We start from the raw sequence: 19,321 nt of genomic DNA on the forward strand, positions 1-19,321 counted from the left end.
CTATTGAAACCGCCGTGTACCGAACGGTACGCACGGTGGTGTGAGAGGACGGCGGTTAGTCACCGCCTCCTACTCGATTGTGAAAGGTTATCATTTTCAGAGATTCGGCAAATACAGGAAGAAAGCGGTATTATCTCGATATTTTCAATATATATAAAACCTATTGACATAATAAGAATTAGGTGGTATAGTAACCAAAAAATGAAAAAAACTTTCAGGAAGAAGCATAGAGATAGATTTTCAAAAAACAGAAAAGGAAAACAGGTATGGACAATAAAGAAAAGAAAAACGAACAAGATATGATCAATACGCAGGTTGAACCGCATAATCACAGAGCGATCATTGGATTCGACAAAAACGGTGTTCCGAAAGTTCTGGTGCCGGTCAGCGGACATACACACAAACATGTAGGTGAAAACGGAAACGAGTATGAACACAGCCACGAGGAAGTTTTCACGGAAGATTACATGAAGGCGGTTGCAGCTTATCGCAAAACATTTCCGACAAAGCAGGATGTGCTGGACAATGTGCCGGACCCGGCAGTCAAAGAAATGATGCTGCGTATGGAGCAGCTTGGATATGATACGGCATTTGACCGTTTTGACAAACAACAGCCACAGTGCAGTTTTGGACTGAGCGGTACTTGCTGCCGTATCTGTAACATGGGTCCATGCCGTATCACTCCGAAATCTCCGAGAGGTGTCTGTGGTGCAGATGCAGATCTGATCGTTGCGAGAAATCTGCTTCGCGGTGCGGCAGCCGGTGCAGCACAGCATGGCATGCATGCAAGAGAACTCATCCTGATGCTGAAATGGGCAGCTCAGGGCAAACTGGATATTCCGATCATCGGAGAATACAAAGTCATTGCAATGGCAAAGTCATTTGGCATCAAAACAAAACACAGACAGATCAAAAATATCGCGATCGACCTGGCAGATGCACTTCTTGCAGATTTATCGAGAACAGAGCCGGATGAATACAAAGTGATCACTGCCTGTGCGGCATCGGAGCGTCAGAAAGTATGGAAAGATATGGATATTCTGCCAATCAGTGCTTATCACGAAGTGTTTGAAGCTTACCACAAAACAGGCTGTGCGACGGACGGAGACTGGGAGAGCGTGATGAAACAGTTTCTTCGCTGTGGACTTGCCTTTACATTCAGCGGTGTTGTTTCTACATCGATCGCAACCGATGCACTGCTTGGAGTCGGTGATCGTGTGACTTCCAAGGTAAACGTCGGAGCATTGAAAAAAGGCTATGTAAATATCGCAGTTCACGGACATCTGCCGATTCTGGTAAAAGAGATCGTAAAGGCTGGACAGAGCGAGAAATTTCAGAAACTTGCGAAAGAAAAAGGAGCAAAGGGCATTCAGTTTTACGGCATCTGCTGTTCCGGACTTTCTTCTATGTACCGTTATGAGGGCGTTATCCCACTGTCCAATGCAGTCAGTGCAGAACTGGTGCTTGGAACCGGAGCACTGGATCTTTGGGTAGCAGATGTGCAGGAAGTTTATCCGGCGATCATGGATGTTGCAAAATGTTTCAAGACAACGGTTGTCACGACACACGATTCTGCGAGACTTCCGGGAGCAGAACATATCGGATACGACCATCATCATTCGAATATCGCGGAGACAAAAAAGATTGCAGAACGCATCGTAGAGCGTGCAATCGAAAGTTTTGAGGCACGAAAAGGTGTGCCGGTATTTATTCCGAAATATGAAGTAGAGGCAGAAGTTGGATTTTCTGTAGAATATCTGTGTAAAAAATACGGCAGTCTGGAGCCGATTGCAGATGCAATCCGAGAGGGCAAAATCCTTGGTGTGGTAAATATGGTCGGATGCAACAATCCGAAAGTACTCTACGAAAAAGCGATCCTTGATGTCTGTGATGTACTTCTGAAAAATAACGTTTTGATCATCACAAACGGATGTGCATCCTTCCCACTGATGAAAATGGGTTATTGCCAGACTTCCGAGTTTGCTTACAGTAAGGCAGGAGAAGGCTTAAGAGAATTTCTCAAACCGGATATGCCTCCGGTATGGCATGTCGGAGAATGTATCGACAACACCAGATCATCCGGAATCTTTGCAGGCATTGCAAATGCATTCGGAAAAGCAATGTACGAAATGCCGTTCGCTTTTGCATCACCGGAGTGGTCAAATGAAAAAGGAATTGATGCGGCACTTGGCTTCCGCCTGAACGGAATCAGTTCTTATCACTGTGTGGAAGCACCGATCCACGGTTCTTCAAAAGTCATCGAATTTTTGAAAGAAGGAACAAAAGAAACGCTGCATTCTTCCATGGTGGTAGATGTGGATCCGGTATCACTCGGCGAGAAAATGGTAGCTGATATGAAAGAAAAACGCAGACAGCTTGGAATCTGATCAAAAATTGCGAAACGATAAAGTACAGAAAAATCCAGATGACATTTTTAAAAAATGTCATGAGCGTTTGATTTAAATAGCTGCCCGAAAACAGACATAGGAGTACTTATGAGAAAATATAAAATCAGAAAAAGCCTGTGCATGCTGCTTGTCCTGACGCTTCTGACAGTTTTGTCCTCAGGATGCGGCAGATCTGAGGCAAAATATACCGCAGACGGAAAGAAGCAGATCATCACGATCGGCTACCTTCCGATCACACATGCACTGGCCGTCTTTGAAGAAAAAGAATTGCTTGATGCAGACGAAAACAGCACTCTGCAGATACAGCTTCAGAAATTCAGTTCCTGGACCGATCTGATGGATGCATTAAATTCCGGAAGGATCAACGGAGCGTCCGTGCTGGCAGAACTTGCGATGGGAGCCGTCAGTAACGGGCTGGATCTCAAAGCAGTGGCACTGGGACATAAAGATGGAAATGTGGTGATCGTTTCCAATGACATCACAAAAGTAGAAGATCTGAAAGGCAAAACCTTTGCCATTCCATCTAATCAGTCTTCCCACAATATTTTACTGAACGATATGCTTTCTGATGCGGGAATGTCGATTGACGATGTAAAGGTTGTCCAGCTTGCACCGGCAGAAATGCCGTCTTCCCTGGCAAGCGGTGCAATTGATGGATATTGCGTTGCAGAACCGTTCGGAGCACAGGCTGTGGTGCAGGATTACGGCCATGTGCTTTATGATTCCACACAGCTGTGGCAGAATTCCATCTGCTGTGCCCTCGTTATGAATGGAAGCTTTCTTGAAAAAAACAAGGAAGCCGTTGATAAACTGGTTGCCGGATACGAAGAGGCCGGAAACAGGCTCGACGAAACAACGGCAAAAACACTTGCAGAAGCTTATCTTGGACAGAATGAAAAGACGCTGGAAGTTTCCATGCAGTGGATTCATTATGACAATCTGGAGATCACAAAATCCGATTACGAACAGTTGACAGAACGAATGAAGAAGTACGGAATCAACAAAAATCCACCGTCTTATGAAGACTTCGTATATCAGCCTGAAAGCAGCGAATCTGATTAAAATAGCGTATGGAAAAGAACGGTGCGTCTTGAAATTCGACTTGAAAGAAAAAGCGAGGAAACAATATTATGTGGAAAAAAGGTATCAGAGTTATCGTGTCATTTGTAGTTGTACTTCTGGTATGGCAGATCGCCTGCACAGTGACAAACGCAAATGCAACACTGTTTCCGTCTCCGGTCAAAGTCGGAGAGGAATTTGTTAAATTGTTTACACAGGGACTGGAAGGAAGTACTTCCCACGTTACCTTACCGGGACATATCCGGATCAGCCTGCTACGTTTTGCGACCGGCTATGTGCTTGCAGCCGTATCTGCGATCTTGCTGGGACTGATCCTCGGAAGCCTTCCGAAAGTATTTCAGTTTATCAACCCAATCCTTCAGATCATCCGTCCGATCGCACCGGTAGCATTCCTGCCGTTTATCGTATTCTGGTTCGGAATCGGTGATGTGCCTGCGATCGTGATCATCTTTATAGCCGGATTCTTCCCGATTCTGCTCTCCGTTGTGGCGGCGGTACAGCATGTAGATGGGATTTATTATAAAATCGCCAACAGCTTCGGAGTCGGAAAAGTAAAGACATTATTTGGCATTGTATTTCCGGCGATTTTTACACAGATTGCAAATGCACTTCGCCTGGCACTTGGAACATCCTGGATTTTTCTGGTTTCCGGAGAGATGGTAGGTGCACAGTCCGGACTTGGATTTCTGATCATGGACAGCAAAAACTGCATGCGTTTTGATGCACTTCTGGCAACCATGATCACGATCGGAGTGATCGGATTTATCTTAGATGGCTTGTTACGTTTCGCAGAAAAAGCGATCAGCACAAAAATTGGATTTGGAGTGTAGAGAAATGTATATAGACGTATCAAATGTGAGCATTTCCTTCGAGGAAAACAAAGAACAGCATACCATTTTAAATGATGTTTCCCTTCAGGTGGAAAAAGGAGAATTTATCTGCCTGCTCGGACCGTCCGGCTGCGGAAAATCCACACTGCTCAATGCGATGGCAGGGTTTTTAAAACCTTCATCCGGAGAGATCAAAATCGACGGACAGACCGTAGAAAAACCGTCCATGAAATATGTCACCATTTTTCAGAACTATGGACTCCTGCCATGGAGAAGCGTGCAAAAAAATGTAGAGCTTGGACTGGAAACAAAGAAACTCGGCAGAGAAGAAAAAAAGAAGATCACAGATCATTACCTGGAAATGGTTGGCTTAAAAGAAGCAGCTAAAAAACGTCCGGCACAGCTTTCCGGCGGTATGCAACAGAGGGTGGCGATCGCCAGAGCACTGGCGGTCGAGCCGGAAATCCTGTTTATGGATGAGCCGTTCGGGGCACTGGATGCGATCACCAGAATGAAACTTCAGAAAGATGTTCTGAAGATCGCACATGAGACAGACAAAACCGTCGTGTTTGTTACACATGATATCGAAGAAGCTATTTTCCTTGCAGACCGCATCGTGATCATGTCAGCCAATCCGGGCAAGATCAAGAGCATCATGAAAGTCACACTGCCGAAAGACAGAGACCGTACATCAGATGATTTCCTGCTGATGCGAGATAAAGTGTATGAGATCTTCCAGATGAAAGAAGAGAGAAATATCGAGTACTTTATCTGATTTCACAAGATTCATTTCTATTGTTTGTGAATAATAAAAAGAGAACATATAAAAATATATTTGACATAAAAGAATAGAAATGCTATTATAAATGCATAAAAGGTGTTGCCGATGACGGTTCGCCTGATTGTTTAATAGTTGGATAACCGCCTATGTTTTGTCAGGACAGAGGGCGGTTATTTTTGCGTCTTGGAGTCATGCTTTCCATGCATATAACCAAGACTGTAAAAAGTCGCACACAGTGAAAATACTGCGATAAGGTCAGAAATGGTAAGCATAAGTAAGACCTCCTTTTCCAAGATTTCTCTGAAAGTGAGAGATAAATCTATGTAATCGGAGCTACAGTCTACTCTCCGCAAGAAGCGAACCGCCATACACACGTCAACGTGTGGCAACACCTGTTTTGTATAATATCATATATTTATTATAAAATCAATAAAAACAAAAAAAGACATTAATAAACAAAAAGAAACATACAAAAACAAAAATAATATATTTGACATAAAAGAATAGAAATGCTATTATAAATGCATAAAAGGTGTTGCCGATGACGGTTCGCCTGATTGTTAAAGGCTTATGATCGCCCTAGTTTCTCAGGCATGGGGCGGTCATTTTTCTATATAGAATCGCAACAATGGAGTGAATAACGATGGTAAAATATTTGATAAAGGACACGACAAGGGAAGAACGTGAGCAGATCGTGGCAGAATCTCTGGGCAATATTGATGCTTCCTGTGATGGATGCAGTTCCGGGATTGTGGAGATGTATCAGGATTATATTGATGGAAAAAAGGAGCTGCGTGAGATTTCGATGGAGTTTAACGCACGCTATATTTCCGGGGAGGAAGCACCGACGGTTCGTTCTTCCTGTCCGATGAGATAACAAAGGAGCGGATGATGGCAAAAGCGGGCGGAAATTTATTAAACACTTATGTTGCGGATTATGTGGTCTTTGATCTGGAGACGACCGGGATTTCGCCTAAGACGGACGAAGTGGTTGAGATTTCTGCAGTGAAGGTGGAGCACGGCAAGGTTACGGATGAGTTCAGTACGCTGGTGAATCCGAAACAAAGGATTCCTTACGGAGCCAGCCGTGTAAATGGCATTACGGATGATATGGTTGCGGAAGCACCGTTTTTTGAACAGGTTCTGGAAGAATTTCTGGAGTTTATTGAAGGATTCGTGTTGGTCGGACATAACATTGCCCGATTTGACATGAATTTTCTTTATCGTGATGTGGAAAAGTATTTTGAACGGTCGCTGCCAAATGATTATATTGATACATTGCAGATGGCGAGAAGGGAGCTTCCGAATCTGGAGCATCACAGGCTGACGGATCTGGCAGAATACTACGGGATTTCGGCAGAAGGGGCACATCGGGCATTAAATGACTGCCGGATGAACCAGCAGGTTTTTGAGAAAATGGGAAATCCTGTATACAAAAAACAGGGCAAAGATAAAGAAAATAACAGAGGAGTCGATTCGGCAAAAACAGAACCGAGTGAACAGGCACAAAACACCGCACCGACAGTCCGGAAACGCAGTACTTTTAAACTGCGTGCGGTGGTGGAGCGGATCACTTACCAGAATCCGGACAACGGCTATACAGTTCTGAAGTGTGCGGTGAAAAATTATCAGGATCTGGTGACGGTGGTCGGCAGTCTTCTGGATGTCAATGTTGGTTCGGTGCTTCTGATCGACGGAAACTGGAAAATGGACAGTCGCTATGGCAGACAGTTTCAGGCAAAGACCTGGGAAGAGACGATGCCGGCGACTGTTTTTGGCATTGAAAAATATTTGGGTTCTGGGCTGATCAAAGGGGTTGGTCCCAAATATGCAAAACGGATCGTGCAGAAGTTCGGAACAGAGACGATCGCTGTGATTGAGACCGATGTCTTCCGGCTGAGGGAAGTGGAGGGAATCGGAGAAAAGCGTATCCGAAAGATTGCAGAGAGCTGGGAAAAGCAAAAAGAGATTAAAAATGTTATGCTGTTTTTGCAGGATCATGGGGTTAGCACTTCCTTTGCAGCAAAGATCTACAAGCAATACGGCAATGAAAGTGTCAATAAGGTCCGGGAAAATCCATTTCGGCTGGCAGATGATATCTGGGGGATCGGCTTTAAAACAGCGGATGGGATTGCACAGAAGCTGGGATTTGGAAAAGAAGCTTTTGTGCGTCTTCGAAGCGGTATTATGTATACATTAAGCAATCTGGCGGATCAGGGACATGTCTATGCAACGAAGGAACAGCTGATCAAAACGGCAGCAGAGCTTCTGGAAGCAGAGGAGGGCTGTGTTGTGATGACGCTGGATCAGATGCTGGCGGATCACGATCTGATCTTACAGAAAGTGGAAATTCCGAAAGAGCAGCGAAAACATGAAATGCCTGCAGACCTTGAACAACCGGAATGGAAATTGGCAGAACCTCAAATAACCGAAGCTATTTATCTGCCGCCGTTTTATTATGCGGAGACCGGTGTGGCAGGAAAATTAAAAAGGCTGCTGGCAGCTCCGGCGGCGGATCGTCTGTGGACTGCACTGGAGACGGCGAAAGAAAAAACAGGCAATCCGGATCTGTCGATTGATGTGGAGAAGATTCAGGAAAAGGTGCATATGGAGTATGATGAGGTTCAGGCAGATGCGATTCGCAAAGCAGCGGTTTCCAAAGTTATGGTGCTGACCGGAGGACCTGGAACCGGAAAGACAACGACCACACAGGGGATCATTGCAGCATATCGGGCATTCGGACTTAAGATTCTGCTTGCGGCACCGACAGGGCGTGCGGCAAAACGTATGACAGAGGCCACCGGCCTGGAAGCGAAAACAATCCATCGTCTTCTGGAATGTCAGCCTCCGGAAGGATATCTCAAAAACGAAGAAAATCCGCTGGAAGGGGACGTACTGATCGTTGACGAATGTTCGATGATCGATATCGTTTTAGTGAATGCACTTTTAAAGGCGATTCCGCAGGGGATGCGTCTGATTTTGGTCGGAGATATCGATCAGCTGCCGTCTGTCGGAGCCGGAAACGTGCTGCGTGATATCATTGATTCCGAAACAGTGCCTGTGATCCGTCTGACCAGGATTTTCCGACAGGCACAGAGCAGCCGTATCATTATGAATGCACATCGGATCAACGAGGGCAAAATGCCGGATATTTCCAATGGGAAGGATACGGACTTCTTTTTTGTGCAGAAAGAAGATCCGCAGGAGGCAGCAGACGAGGTCATGCGTCTGGTGAAAAATAAGCTGTCGCGTTATTATCAGACGCCGCCGTCTCAGATTCAGGTGCTCACGCCGATGCAGAAAGGAATCGTCGGAGCTGCCAATTTAAATACGATTCTTCAGGAGACTCTCAATCCGCAGGGCGAAGGACTGCGAAGAGGTGGTTTTGTATTTCGCGTAAACGATAAAGTGATGCAGATCCGCAATAATTATGACAAAGAAGTGTTTAACGGCGATATCGGGATGATCGATGCGGTGGATGTGGCAGCCCGAAATCTGAAAGTGAATTTCGACGGACGCATCGTAGAGTATGATGTCACAGAACTGGATGAACTGACACTTGCCTATGCAACAACAATCCATAAAGCACAGGGATCGGAATATCCGATCGTCGTGATGCCGGTGCTGATGAATCATTTTGTGATGCTTCAGAGAAATCTGATCTATACAGGAATCACCCGTGCGAAAAAAATCCTCGTACTGGTCGGAACACGCAAGGCACTTTCCTATGCCGTGCGGAATGTGACGGTGACAAAACGAAATACTCTTTTAAAAGAAAGGTTACAGGAAAAGTTTTAATAGCTGGACGTGAGATAAAAAACATAGTATAATAAGAAAACAATGGTGTCGGAGACGGTATTTTATATGGACATTGAAGAAGCGGGAACAGTTCGGGGGGGGTGAACTGTTTTTTTAGTTTTGGAAGACGCAGAAAATGTTTAGTACAGGGTATTCTTTTAAGAGGGAAGATGAAGAATGCAGAAAATTTTGATAGTAGATGATTCGGAAATAAACAGAGAGATCCTGGCGGCCATGCTTGAGAAAACATACGAGATCGACATGGCGAAAGACGGTCAGGAAGCGATCGAGATCCTGGAAAAGAAGTGGAAAACGTATCAGATCGTGCTGCTTGATCTGAATATGCCGGTGATGAATGGATATGAAGTTCTGAAGGTCATGGAAGAAAAGCAGTGGCTTGATTCACTGCCGGTTATTTGTATCTCGGCAGAAACATCGGAGGCAAGTATAGGAAAGGCGTACGAACTCGGAGCCACGGATTATTTTACGAGGCCGTTTGATACGGCAGTTGTACTGCGGCGTGTGCACAATACGATTGCACTGTATGCAAAAGCGTCCAGCAGTCTGCACGATGCGATGGAGATGTTATCCGGCATTTTTTATCGTATCATTAAAATCAATCTGAGTACGGATACCTATAGAACACTTAAAAATATTTCCGACGATTTCAGGAGTCCGCTGGATGGCATTAAGAGTATTTCGCAGAGACTGATGCAGTACGGAGAAGAATATGTCCATGAGGAAGATCAGGAAGCTTTTTTGGAATTTTGTGATTCGGAAAATCTGCGTAAAAATTTCTCGGAAGAAGATACAGAGCGTATCAGTATGAGCTATCGCTGTCGGAATGGACAGGAATTTCGCTGGGTTTCCATGGAGATCATCAAGAGTACAGAGTACGCAAAAGATAACGAAGTCGTGGTTCTTTATCTTCGGGATATCAATACAGACTATCTGAAACAGCTGGATATGGTTCTGAGCAGGAGCAAAGGTTTTGTCGGTATGGTGAATGTCAATGTAACAGACGGAACCTGCAAATCCGGAAGCAGTTCTCTGAAAAATCTGGAGCTTCAGGAAGAGGATCGTACACTTGATCAGTATATAAACAGGATCAGCACTTCGATTCCACAGGAGGATGGGCGCAGAAGTTTTACAGAAAATTTCAGCAGAAAGCATATGCTGGATTCTTTCGAAAAAGGTCACACGGTCATTCAGGAAAATTATCCGGTATACAGCACAGAAAACCATCGTCCGCAGCTTTATTGCGTAACAGCAGAGATGGTTCGCAATGCTTTTTTCGGTCAGATAGAGGCTATTCTTTATTTTACCAATATTACGGAGAAGTATCTGGAAGAAAAGATGCCGCAGATCCTGTATCAGAAAAGCTATGAGCGGATTGCGGTGATCGACTTAAAACGCAGGAAGATCGCGATCAGTTCTGCGAAAGTTTTTGATTTTTCAGAGTCTCTGGATCAGGAGCTGGATTATGAACAGTATCTGAAAAAAGCAGTACAGAATTCTGTTCCGGAAGAAGAAAAGGCACAGTTTGAAAATCATACGAGACTTGATAATATAAAAAGAGAACTGGATCTGAAAGGACGTTATTCTTTCAGTACACACCAGATAAACAAAGATGGAGAAAAATGCCTGATTAATTATACTTATCTTTATTTTGATCGGTATTTTGGCATCGTGGCTGTGGCAGTCGAGGATATTACGGAGCTGGCAGGACAGGATGCACTGACAGGCGGATACAACCGACAGGGATTTGTACAGAAGGCAGAACATATCCTGCAGAATGCAAATGAGGATGACAATTATGCGATCCTGTTTTTCAATATTAAGAACTTTAAGGCAGTGAACGAACTTTTTGGAATTGATCTTGGTGATTTTATTCTGCGTGAATTTTATGAAGATCTGAAAAATTCACAGCTTGATCCGGTTGTGACCGCCAGGGCTGAGGCTGACCATTTTGTGTGCCTTGTGAAACGGGAAAATCTGGATGAGGAGTTTCTGCCAAAGCTCTGTACGAAGAAGATTTCCAGCTCCGGAAAGACCATCCGTCTGTTCAGCCGTTGCGGTATTTTCTATGTAAAAGATAAAGAAATGTCCGTAAACATGATGATCGGGCGTGCGAAGCTGGCAAAGGAATATATTGAAGATGAGTATGTTCAGCCATATAAAGTATATGATTCTTCCATGCAGACTGCTTACATAGACAAAGCAGAGATTGCAGGAGAACTTGCAGAAGGCATCGCGAAAGGAGAACTTCAGGTTTATTATCAGCCGGTTGTGGATGTAAAGACCGGACAGATCGCTTCCGCAGAAGCCCTGATCCGCTGGCATCATTCCGAGAAAGGTTTCCTGTCGCCAGGCTTCTTTATACCGGCTCTGGAAGAGAGCGGTCACATCTCCGAACTGGATGATTATGTCATTCATCAGGTCAGCGATTTCCTGATGGACCGTTACCATGCAGGCAAGAATGTGGTTCCGGTTTCGGTCAATTTATCATGGATGGATTTCTATGATGAGAAGATCATGGAAGATATCCTTGATAAATGTAAAAACAATGATCTGGAAGAAAAACTGATCCGTCTGGAAGTCACTGAGACATCCTACGCTGCGATGGGTGAGAGCCGCAACAGTATTCTTGAATCCTTCCGTACAGAAGGTGTAAAGATCATGATGGATGACTTCGGAACCGGTTATTCTTCGTTTGGTATGCTTCAGCAGTACAATTTCGATATTATGAAGATTGACATGAGTTTCATCCGCCAGATCGAGACAAATCCAAAGACGAAAAGTATGTTACGATTCCTGATCGATATGGCACATGAGATGGGTATTCATATCGTTGCAGAAGGCGTTGAGACAGAAGTTCAGGCAGATTTTCTGAAGAAGAGCCACTGTGATTATATCCAGGGATATTATTATTACCGTCCGATTCCACAGGAAGAGTTTCGAAAACTTCTCGATGAGATGTAAAGATTTTTTAACTTGCAATTCAAAAATTGCCATGCTATACTTGAAATGATATTAGGGTCAGAAGACCTTTTGACTCTGGAATCTAATACATGAAGCAGAAATGATTTTCATGCAAATATTTGCCCACCAAGTGATTGGTTAAGCCCATACGGACAGGCGGGGCAGCTGCCGATTGCGGTGAGAGACCGCATTATTGATTTAGTTAAAAGCTAAATTTTATAAGTCTTTTGTTTGGGAATACAGCGTCCCAGAATAAAACATCACTTGTGAAATGGTCAATAAAGAGTAGGATTAGCAAATATTTGCTGGCGAGAGTGCCAACGACAGACTCTGGAAATAGTTTTTGCGGATGTAAGATAAATACATAAAGTAAAGCTATCATAAGACGTTTAAAGACAGGTGAGGATTTCACCTGTTTTTTTTATGCGGATATATTTATCGTATGCTATGATGCCAGGGAGTGCAACGCACGGAACAATCCGTAGGCATTATAGTTGGGGACTTTTGACACCCACATCATGCTATGATTGGAGAAAAAGAATGAATCGAAACAAACAGATGCATGCTCCGGTTTATGAGGCACTGGAGCGTTTAAAAAGAAGAAGAGTTGTGCCGTTTGATGTACCGGGACATAAACGCGGAAGAGGAAATCCGGAACTTGCGGATCTTCTGGGAGAAAAATGTGTCAGCCTGGATGTCAATTCCATGAAGCCGCTGGATAACCTCTGTCATCCTGTTTCTGTGATCAAGGAAGCAGAAGAACTGGCAGCGGAAGCATTTCGTGCGGATCATGCCTTTTTTATGGTTGGCGGAACAACTTCTTCCGTGCAGGGAATGGTGCTTTCCTGCTGCAAGGCAGGTGACAAGATCATTCTGCCGCGAAATGTACATAAAAGTGTGATCAATGCACTGGTATTGTGCGGTGCGGTTCCGGTGTATGTGAATCCGGAAGTGGATACAAAACTGGGGATATCACTCGGAATGCAGGTTTCTGAGGTGGAAAGGGCGATCCGTGAGAATCCGGATGCGGCAGCAGTTCTTGTAAACAATCCAACCTACTATGGGATCTGTTCTGATCTGCGTGCGATCGTTAAGGTGGCACATGAACATAATATGCTGGTGCTGGCGGATGAGGCGCATGGCACGCATCTGTATTTTGGCAGTGATCTTCCGGTCTGTGCCATGGATGCCGGGGCAGATATGGCTTCGGTGTCCATGCATAAATCCGGCGGAAGCCTGACACAGAGTTCTCTGCTTCTTACCGGAAAAAATGTAAACTGGGAATATGTAAGTCAGATTATAAATCTGACACAGACAACAAGTGCTTCCTATCTGCTGATCTCCAGTCTGGATATTTCCAGGAGAAATCTGGCACTGCGCGGACGGGAGTCTTTTGATAAAGTGAGCCGCATGGCAGAATATGCAAGAGAAGAGATCAATTCAATCGGCGGTTTTTATGCTTACGGTAAAGATATGATAAACGGCGGAAGCGTCTATGATTTTGATGTGACAAAACTTTCCGTGTATACAAGAGATATCGGGCTTGCCGGCATTGAGGTTTATGACCTGCTGCGTGATGAGTATGACATCCAGATTGAGCTTGGAGATATCGCAAATATCCTGGCGTATATTTCCATCGGTGACCGTATCCAGGATATCGAGCGGCTGGTGGGGGCACTGGCGGATATCAAGCGGCTTTATGCAAAAGATCCGGAAAAAATGCCGGGAGCCGAGTACATCAGGCCGACCGTTCTGGTATCTCCGCAGACTGCTTTTTATGCAGAAAAGAAAGCAGTTCCGATCCGGGAGACAAAAGGCATGATCTGCAGTGAATTTGTGATGTGCTATCCGCCGGGGATCCCAATCCTTGCACCGGGAGAGCTGATCACGCAGGAGATCATTGATTATATTATTTACGCAAAAGAAAAGGGCTGTTCCATGCAGGGAATGCAGGATACAGAGATAGAATATTTATATGTGCTGAGCGAAAAATAAAAGCAAATGGGAGGGGAAAAGGATGGAGCTTTGGTTTTCAGATTACCAGACAGAAAAAGTAAAAGTTTCGGTAAAAGTCCAGAAACAGCTTTTTGGTCTGCAGACGGAATTTCAACGCATTGATGTGTTTGATTCTGATGAATTTGGCCGTTTTTTAAGTGCAGACGGAAGCATTGTATTTTCAGAAAAAGATGAGTTTATTTATGATGAGATGATCGTTCATGTGCCGATGGCAGTTCATCCATGTGTGAAAAATGTCCTGGTGATCGGCGGCGGGGACGGCGGTGTGGCAAGAGAGCTGAGCCATTATGAAGAAATCGAAAAAATTGATGTGGTCGAGCCGGACCGCGTTTTTGTTGAAGTCTGTAAAGAATTTTTCCCGGACAATGCCTGCGGACTGGCAGATAAAAGAGTCAGTGTTTATTATGAGGACGGACTGAAATTTCTGCGTCTGCGTCATAATGAATATGATCTGATCATAAACGATGCGATTGATCCGCTCGGACATAATGCCGGACTCTTTACCAAAGAATTTTACGGGAACTGTTACCGTGCACTAAAAGAAGACGGCATCATGGTCTATCAGCACGGAAGTCCGTTTTATGATGAAGACGAAGAATCCTGCCGGGTGATGCACCGGAAGGCAAGCCACAGTTTCCCGATCAGCCGTGTCTATCAGGCACACATCCCGACCTGTTCATCCGGGTACTGGCTGTTTGGGTTTGCATCAAAAAAATATCATCCGCTGGAACACCTGAATGCAAAACGCTGGAAAGAGCGGAAGATAGAAACTTGGTACTACACGACCAATCTTCATAAGGGAGCATTTATGCTTCCAAAATATGTAGAAGATATGCTGGAAGAAGAGGAAGGTCGTAAAAAATAAAAAGCAAAAAGAAAAGGAGATTGTACTATGGGAAGATTACTGATCATTGGATGCGGAGGAGTTGCAGGAGTTGCGATCCACAAATGCTGTCAGAACAGCAAAACATTTTCTGAGATCTGTATTGCCAGCAGAACAAAGGCAAAGTGCGATGCACTGAAAGAAAAACTGGAGAATACAACGGAAACAAAAATCACAACAGCACAGGTGGATGCCGATAAGGTGGAAGAACTGATCGCACTGATCCAGTCTTATCAGCCGGATGCTGTTTTAAATGTGGCACTTCCGTACCAGGATCTGACGATCATGGATGCGTGTCTGGCATGCAAGGTGGATTATATTGATACCGCCAATTATGAGCCGGAAGATACCGACGATAAACAGTGGCGTGAAATTTACGAGAAACGCTGCAAAGAGGCCGGATTTACCGCATATTTTGACTATTCCTGGCAGTGGGCTTATCAGGAAAAATTTAAAGAAGCAGGCATCACGGCACTTCTCGGAAGCGGCTTTGATCCGGGTGTCACCAGTGTCTTTACAGCCTATGCACTGAAACATTATTTTGATGAGATCGAGACGATCGATATTCTGGACTGCAACGGAGGAGATCATGGCTATCCGTTTGCCACCAACTTTAACCCGGAGATCAATCTGCGGGAAGTGTCCGCAAACGGTTCTTACTGGGAGAATGGTCACTGGGTAGAGACTGAGCCGATGGAGATCAAAAGAGAATATAATTTCCCACAGGTCGGCGAAAAAGATATGTATCTGCTTCATCATGAAGAAATCGAATCTCTGGCAAAAAATGTTCCGGGCGTAAAGCGTATCCGTTTCTTTATGACCTTTGGACAGAGCTATCTGACGCACATGAAATGTCTGGAAAATGTAGGCATGCTTTCCACTTCACCGATTCTGTTTGAAGGAAAAGAGATCGTGCCGATTCAGTTTCTGAAGGCACTGCTTCCGGATCCGGCTTCCCTTGGACCGCGTACCGTCGGAAAGACAAATATTGGCTGTATTTTTACCGGAAAGAAAGACGGAAAAGAGAAGACCATTTATATCTACAATGTATGTGATCATCAGGAGTGTTATAAAGAAGTCGGATCTCAGGCGATTTCCTACACAACCGGAGTGCCGGCGATGATCGGGGCAGCACTTGTTGTGGATAAAGTATGGGACAAAGACGGTGTGTTCAACATCGAAGAATTTGATCCGGATCCGTTTATGGATATGCTGAATCAGTACGGACTGCCGTGGGTTGTGGATGAAAATCCGCAGACTGTAGAATGATGTGGAAAGATCTGCCGACACCGTGCTATGTTGTGGATGAAGGCAAAATCAGAAAAAATCTGGAGATTCTTGCGGATCTTGAGCAGGAGTGCGGCTGTCACATCCTGCTCGCCCAGAAAGCCTTTTCTATGTACAGCCTGTATCCGATGATCGGTCAGTATATCAGCGGAACAACAGCGAGCGGACTGTATGAGGCAAGACTTGGATATGAAGAGATGGGAAAAGAAAATCATGTTTTTGCACCGGCATACAAAGAAAAAGATATGAAAGAACTGGTGCAGATCTGCGACCATATCATCTTCAATTCCTTTGCACAGTATGAGAAATATAAAGAAATGTGCCGGGAAAGTGCAAAGGTGAGAAAAGATAAAAAAGCAGTCAGTGTCGGCATCCGCATCAATCCGCAGTGCTCCACGCAGGAAGGGCATGAGATCTATGATCCTTGTGGCTATGCTTCCAGACTTGGTGTGACAGAAGAACAGTTCCGGGAAGATCTGCTGGAGGGTGTGGAAGGACTTCATTTCCACACGCTGTGCGAACAGAATGCAGATGATCTTGTAACGACTTTTCAGGCATTTGAAAAGAAATTCGGGAAATATCTGTACCGGATGAAATGGCTGAATATGGGCGGAGGTCATCATATCACAAGGGAAAATTATCAGATAGAAACTCTGAAAAAACTGATCCGTTATATCAGAGAAACCTATCCGGTGGAAGTTTATCTGGAGCCTGGCGAAGCGATTGCTTTAAATGCCGGTTATCTTGTGACAGAAGTGATGGACATCGTGCACAACGATATGGACATTCTGATCCTCGATGCATCGGCAGCCTGCCATATGCCGGATGTGCTGGAGATGCCGTACCGCCCGCCGCTTGCAAAAGGATTTGAAGCAGGGGAAAAACAGTACACGTATCGCCTCTCTTCGATGACCTGCCTTGCCGGGGATGTGATCGGGGACTACAGTTTTGAGCAGCCGATCCGTATCGGGGATCAGCTGGTCTTTGAAGATATGGCGATCTATTCCATGGTAAAAAACAATACCTTTAACGGAATGCCGCTTCCGGGAATCGCACTTTTAAAAGAAGACGGAAGTGTGGAAATGGTAAGAGAATTTGGCTATAACGATTTTAAAATGCGTCTGTAATTCAAACCGAACGCATATGAGACTTGCAAGCGACAGCACCGTAGATTCTGAAGGAGGATACGATGGAATACAACAGAACAACACCGTCTGCGGACGGATATTATATGCCGGCAGAGTATGAGCCGCATAAAGGCTGCATCATGATCTGGCCGCAGCGGCCGGGTTCCTGGAAAAAAGATGCAAAAGATGCCGAACAGGCTTTTTGTGCAGTTATGGAAGCAATCACAAAAAGTGAGCCGGTATATCTGGCTGCCGGAAAAAAGGTTCTTGCACGGGCAGAGGCATTTGCCGCACAGCAGAAAGAAAAATATAGAGAAGCCATCGCATGCGGAAGACATTTTCCGGTGACCGTCTTTGAGGCAGAAACGGATGATGCCTGGGCAAGAGATATGGCACCGACGTTTGTAAAAAAGGGAGGCAGCGTTCGTGCAGTAAACTGGTCTTTCAATGCCTGGGGCGGAACGGTGGATGGGCTGTATGCATCCTGGAAGCTGGATGATGCGTTTGCCCTAGATTTCGCCAAAAGAGAAAGATATTTCTGCTACGATGCGGCACCTTTTGTGCTGGAGGGCGGTTCCATTCACAGTGATGGGGAAGGGACAGTCATGGTGACAGAAGCCTGTCTGCTCAGCAAAGGCAGGAATCCGCAGCTTTCAAAAGAACAGATTGAGGAGAAACTGAAAGCATATCTGGGTGCGGAGAAAGTGCTCTGGCTGCCAAGGGGCATTTACCTGGATGAGACAAACGAGCATGTAGATAATGTATGTGCTTTTGTCGGTCCGGCTGAGGTGGTACTGGCGTGGACGGATGATCCGAAAGATCCGCAGTACCCGTTATCACTGGAGACACTTCAGTATCTGGAATTACAGACCGATGCGAAAGGCAGAAAGATCATCGTACATAAACTTCCAATCCCGGATGTGCCGGTCTGCGTTACACCGGAAGATCTGGAAGGGTATGTGTTTGAAGAAGGAGAAGATACAAGAGAAGTGGGCGAACGCCTTGCGGCATCTTATGTAAACTTCTATTTTTCAAACGGAGCAGTTATCATGCCGGCTTTTGGCGGAAAAAATGCAGAAAGTGATCAGCGGGCAGCAGAGATCTTGCACAGCATATGTCCGCAGAGAGAGATCCTACCGGTGTATGCAGGAGATATTCTCACCGGAGGCGGAAACATCCACTGTATTACGCAGCAGATACCACAGGGAAAGGCAGAAAAGGAATGAGAAAAGTAAAAACAGCGGCGATCCAGATGCAGTGCAGCACAGAGCTGCAGGAAAATCTGGAAAAAGCAGAAAAGAAAATCAGAGAAGCGGCAGCAGAAGGAGCAAATATTATTTTGCTGCCGGAACTTTTTGAACGGGAATATTTCTGTCAGCAGAGACGGTATGATTTTTATCATTATGCAAAACCGGCAGAAGAAAACGAAGCAGTACAGATGGGAGTGCGTCTGGCAAAAGAACTTGGAGTCGTGCTTCCGATCAGCTTTTATGAAAAAGAAGTCAACAATCTTTACAATTCAATCGCATGTATCGATGCGGACGGAACGATTCTTGGGATTTATCGTAAAACACATATTCCGGATGACCACTATTATCAGGAAAAATTTTATTTTACGCCGGGCGATACTGGATTTCGCATCTTTGAGACCAGATATGGAAAGATCGGCATCGGAATCTGCTGGGATCAGTGGTTTCCGGAGAGTGCCAGATGCATGGCACTTCAGGGTGCAGAACTTCTGTTTTATCCGACTGCTATCGGTTCGGAGCCAATTCTGGAATGTGACAGCATGCCGCACTGGAGGCGTTGTATGCAGGGCCATGCGGCAGCCAATCTGATGCCGGTGATCGCAGCAAACCGTATTGGAAAAGAGGTGGTAGAGCCGGATACGGAAAATGGAGGTCAGAAGTCTGCACTGACTTTTTATGGTTCTTCCTTCCTGACCGATGAAACAGGCGAACTGAAAAAAACAGCTTCCAGAGATCAGGAAGAGATCCTGATCGGAGAATACGATCTGGATGAGCTGGCAACAAAGCGTCTTGAATGGGGACTGTTCCGTGACCGCAGACCGGAAATGTACAGGATCATTGCAGGACAAAAATAGAAGAAAGAAGACAGATTTGTTGCTT

Annotated in this window: 13 protein-coding genes; all 13 read left to right on the forward strand. The window is 45.1% G+C overall.

The window, feature by feature from the left end:
* The first annotated feature begins 266 nt into the window (after positions 1 to 266).
* Positions 267 to 2,387 carry an anaerobic carbon-monoxide dehydrogenase catalytic subunit gene (gene cooS / locus GPK60_RS12525; RefSeq protein WP_215660423.1) on the forward strand — a complete coding sequence of 707 codons (2,121 nt, stop codon included), beginning with the start codon at positions 267 to 269 and terminating at the stop codon, positions 2,385 to 2,387.
* Positions 2,388 to 2,495: 108 nt separating this feature from the next.
* A complete protein-coding gene (locus GPK60_RS12530) occupies positions 2,496 to 3,470 on the forward strand; it encodes an ABC transporter substrate-binding protein (protein WP_252191399.1) in 975 nt (324 codons plus the stop codon).
* A gap of 68 nt (positions 3,471 to 3,538) precedes the next feature.
* Positions 3,539 to 4,318, forward strand: coding sequence for an ABC transporter permease (locus GPK60_RS12535; RefSeq protein ID WP_147632084.1), 780 nt, complete (start codon positions 3,539 to 3,541; stop codon positions 4,316 to 4,318).
* 4 nt (positions 4,319 to 4,322) lie between these two features.
* Positions 4,323 to 5,093, forward strand: coding sequence for an ABC transporter ATP-binding protein (locus GPK60_RS12540; RefSeq protein WP_215660426.1), 771 nt, complete (start codon positions 4,323 to 4,325; stop codon positions 5,091 to 5,093).
* Between the two features lie 649 nt (positions 5,094 to 5,742).
* Positions 5,743 to 5,976 (forward strand): purine biosynthesis protein PurH, encoded by a 234-nt coding sequence (locus GPK60_RS12545; protein ID WP_215660429.1) that lies wholly within the window; start codon positions 5,743 to 5,745, stop codon positions 5,974 to 5,976.
* A gap of 11 nt (positions 5,977 to 5,987) precedes the next feature.
* Positions 5,988 to 8,897 (forward strand): ATP-dependent RecD-like DNA helicase, encoded by a 2,910-nt coding sequence (locus GPK60_RS12550; protein WP_346727783.1) that lies wholly within the window; start codon positions 5,988 to 5,990, stop codon positions 8,895 to 8,897.
* Between the two features lie 177 nt (positions 8,898 to 9,074).
* Positions 9,075 to 11,879: an EAL domain-containing protein gene (locus tag GPK60_RS12555; protein ID WP_215660431.1), complete on the forward strand. Its 2,805-nt coding sequence runs from the start codon at positions 9,075 to 9,077 to the stop codon at positions 11,877 to 11,879.
* A 540-nt stretch (positions 11,880 to 12,419) separates the two neighbouring features.
* Positions 12,420 to 13,874 (forward strand): aminotransferase class I/II-fold pyridoxal phosphate-dependent enzyme, encoded by a 1,455-nt coding sequence (locus GPK60_RS12560; RefSeq protein ID WP_147632088.1) that lies wholly within the window; start codon positions 12,420 to 12,422, stop codon positions 13,872 to 13,874.
* A 22-nt stretch (positions 13,875 to 13,896) separates the two neighbouring features.
* Positions 13,897 to 14,760 carry a polyamine aminopropyltransferase gene (gene speE, locus GPK60_RS12565; protein WP_022119838.1) on the forward strand — a complete coding sequence of 288 codons (864 nt, stop codon included), beginning with the start codon at positions 13,897 to 13,899 and terminating at the stop codon, positions 14,758 to 14,760.
* Between the two features lie 27 nt (positions 14,761 to 14,787).
* The gene (locus tag GPK60_RS12570) at positions 14,788 to 16,047 is read left to right on the forward strand and encodes a saccharopine dehydrogenase family protein (protein WP_147632089.1); all 1,260 of its coding nucleotides are present in this window, start codon (positions 14,788 to 14,790) and stop codon (positions 16,045 to 16,047) included.
* Entirely contained in the window at positions 16,044 to 17,192 is a 1,149-nt protein-coding gene (nspC, locus tag GPK60_RS12575) for a carboxynorspermidine decarboxylase (protein WP_215660435.1), read from the forward strand. The genes GPK60_RS12570 and nspC overlap by 4 nt, the downstream gene beginning before the upstream one ends.
* Positions 17,193 to 17,254: 62 nt before the next feature.
* On the forward strand, positions 17,255 to 18,418 hold the full coding sequence (aguA, locus tag GPK60_RS12580; RefSeq protein ID WP_173898545.1) for an agmatine deiminase: 1,164 nt from the start codon (positions 17,255 to 17,257) through the stop codon (positions 18,416 to 18,418).
* Complete coding sequence (aguB, locus tag GPK60_RS12585) at positions 18,415 to 19,296, forward strand: N-carbamoylputrescine amidase (RefSeq protein WP_147632092.1); 882 nt, start codon at positions 18,415 to 18,417, stop codon at positions 19,294 to 19,296. Before aguA ends, aguB begins: the two co-directional genes overlap by 4 nt.
* Positions 19,297 to 19,321 lie beyond the last annotated feature (25 nt).

This window comes from Ruminococcus sp. MCC718 (assembly GCF_018783905.1).
GTDB classification, from domain to species: domain Bacteria; phylum Bacillota; class Clostridia; order Lachnospirales; family Lachnospiraceae; genus Hominisplanchenecus; species Hominisplanchenecus faecis.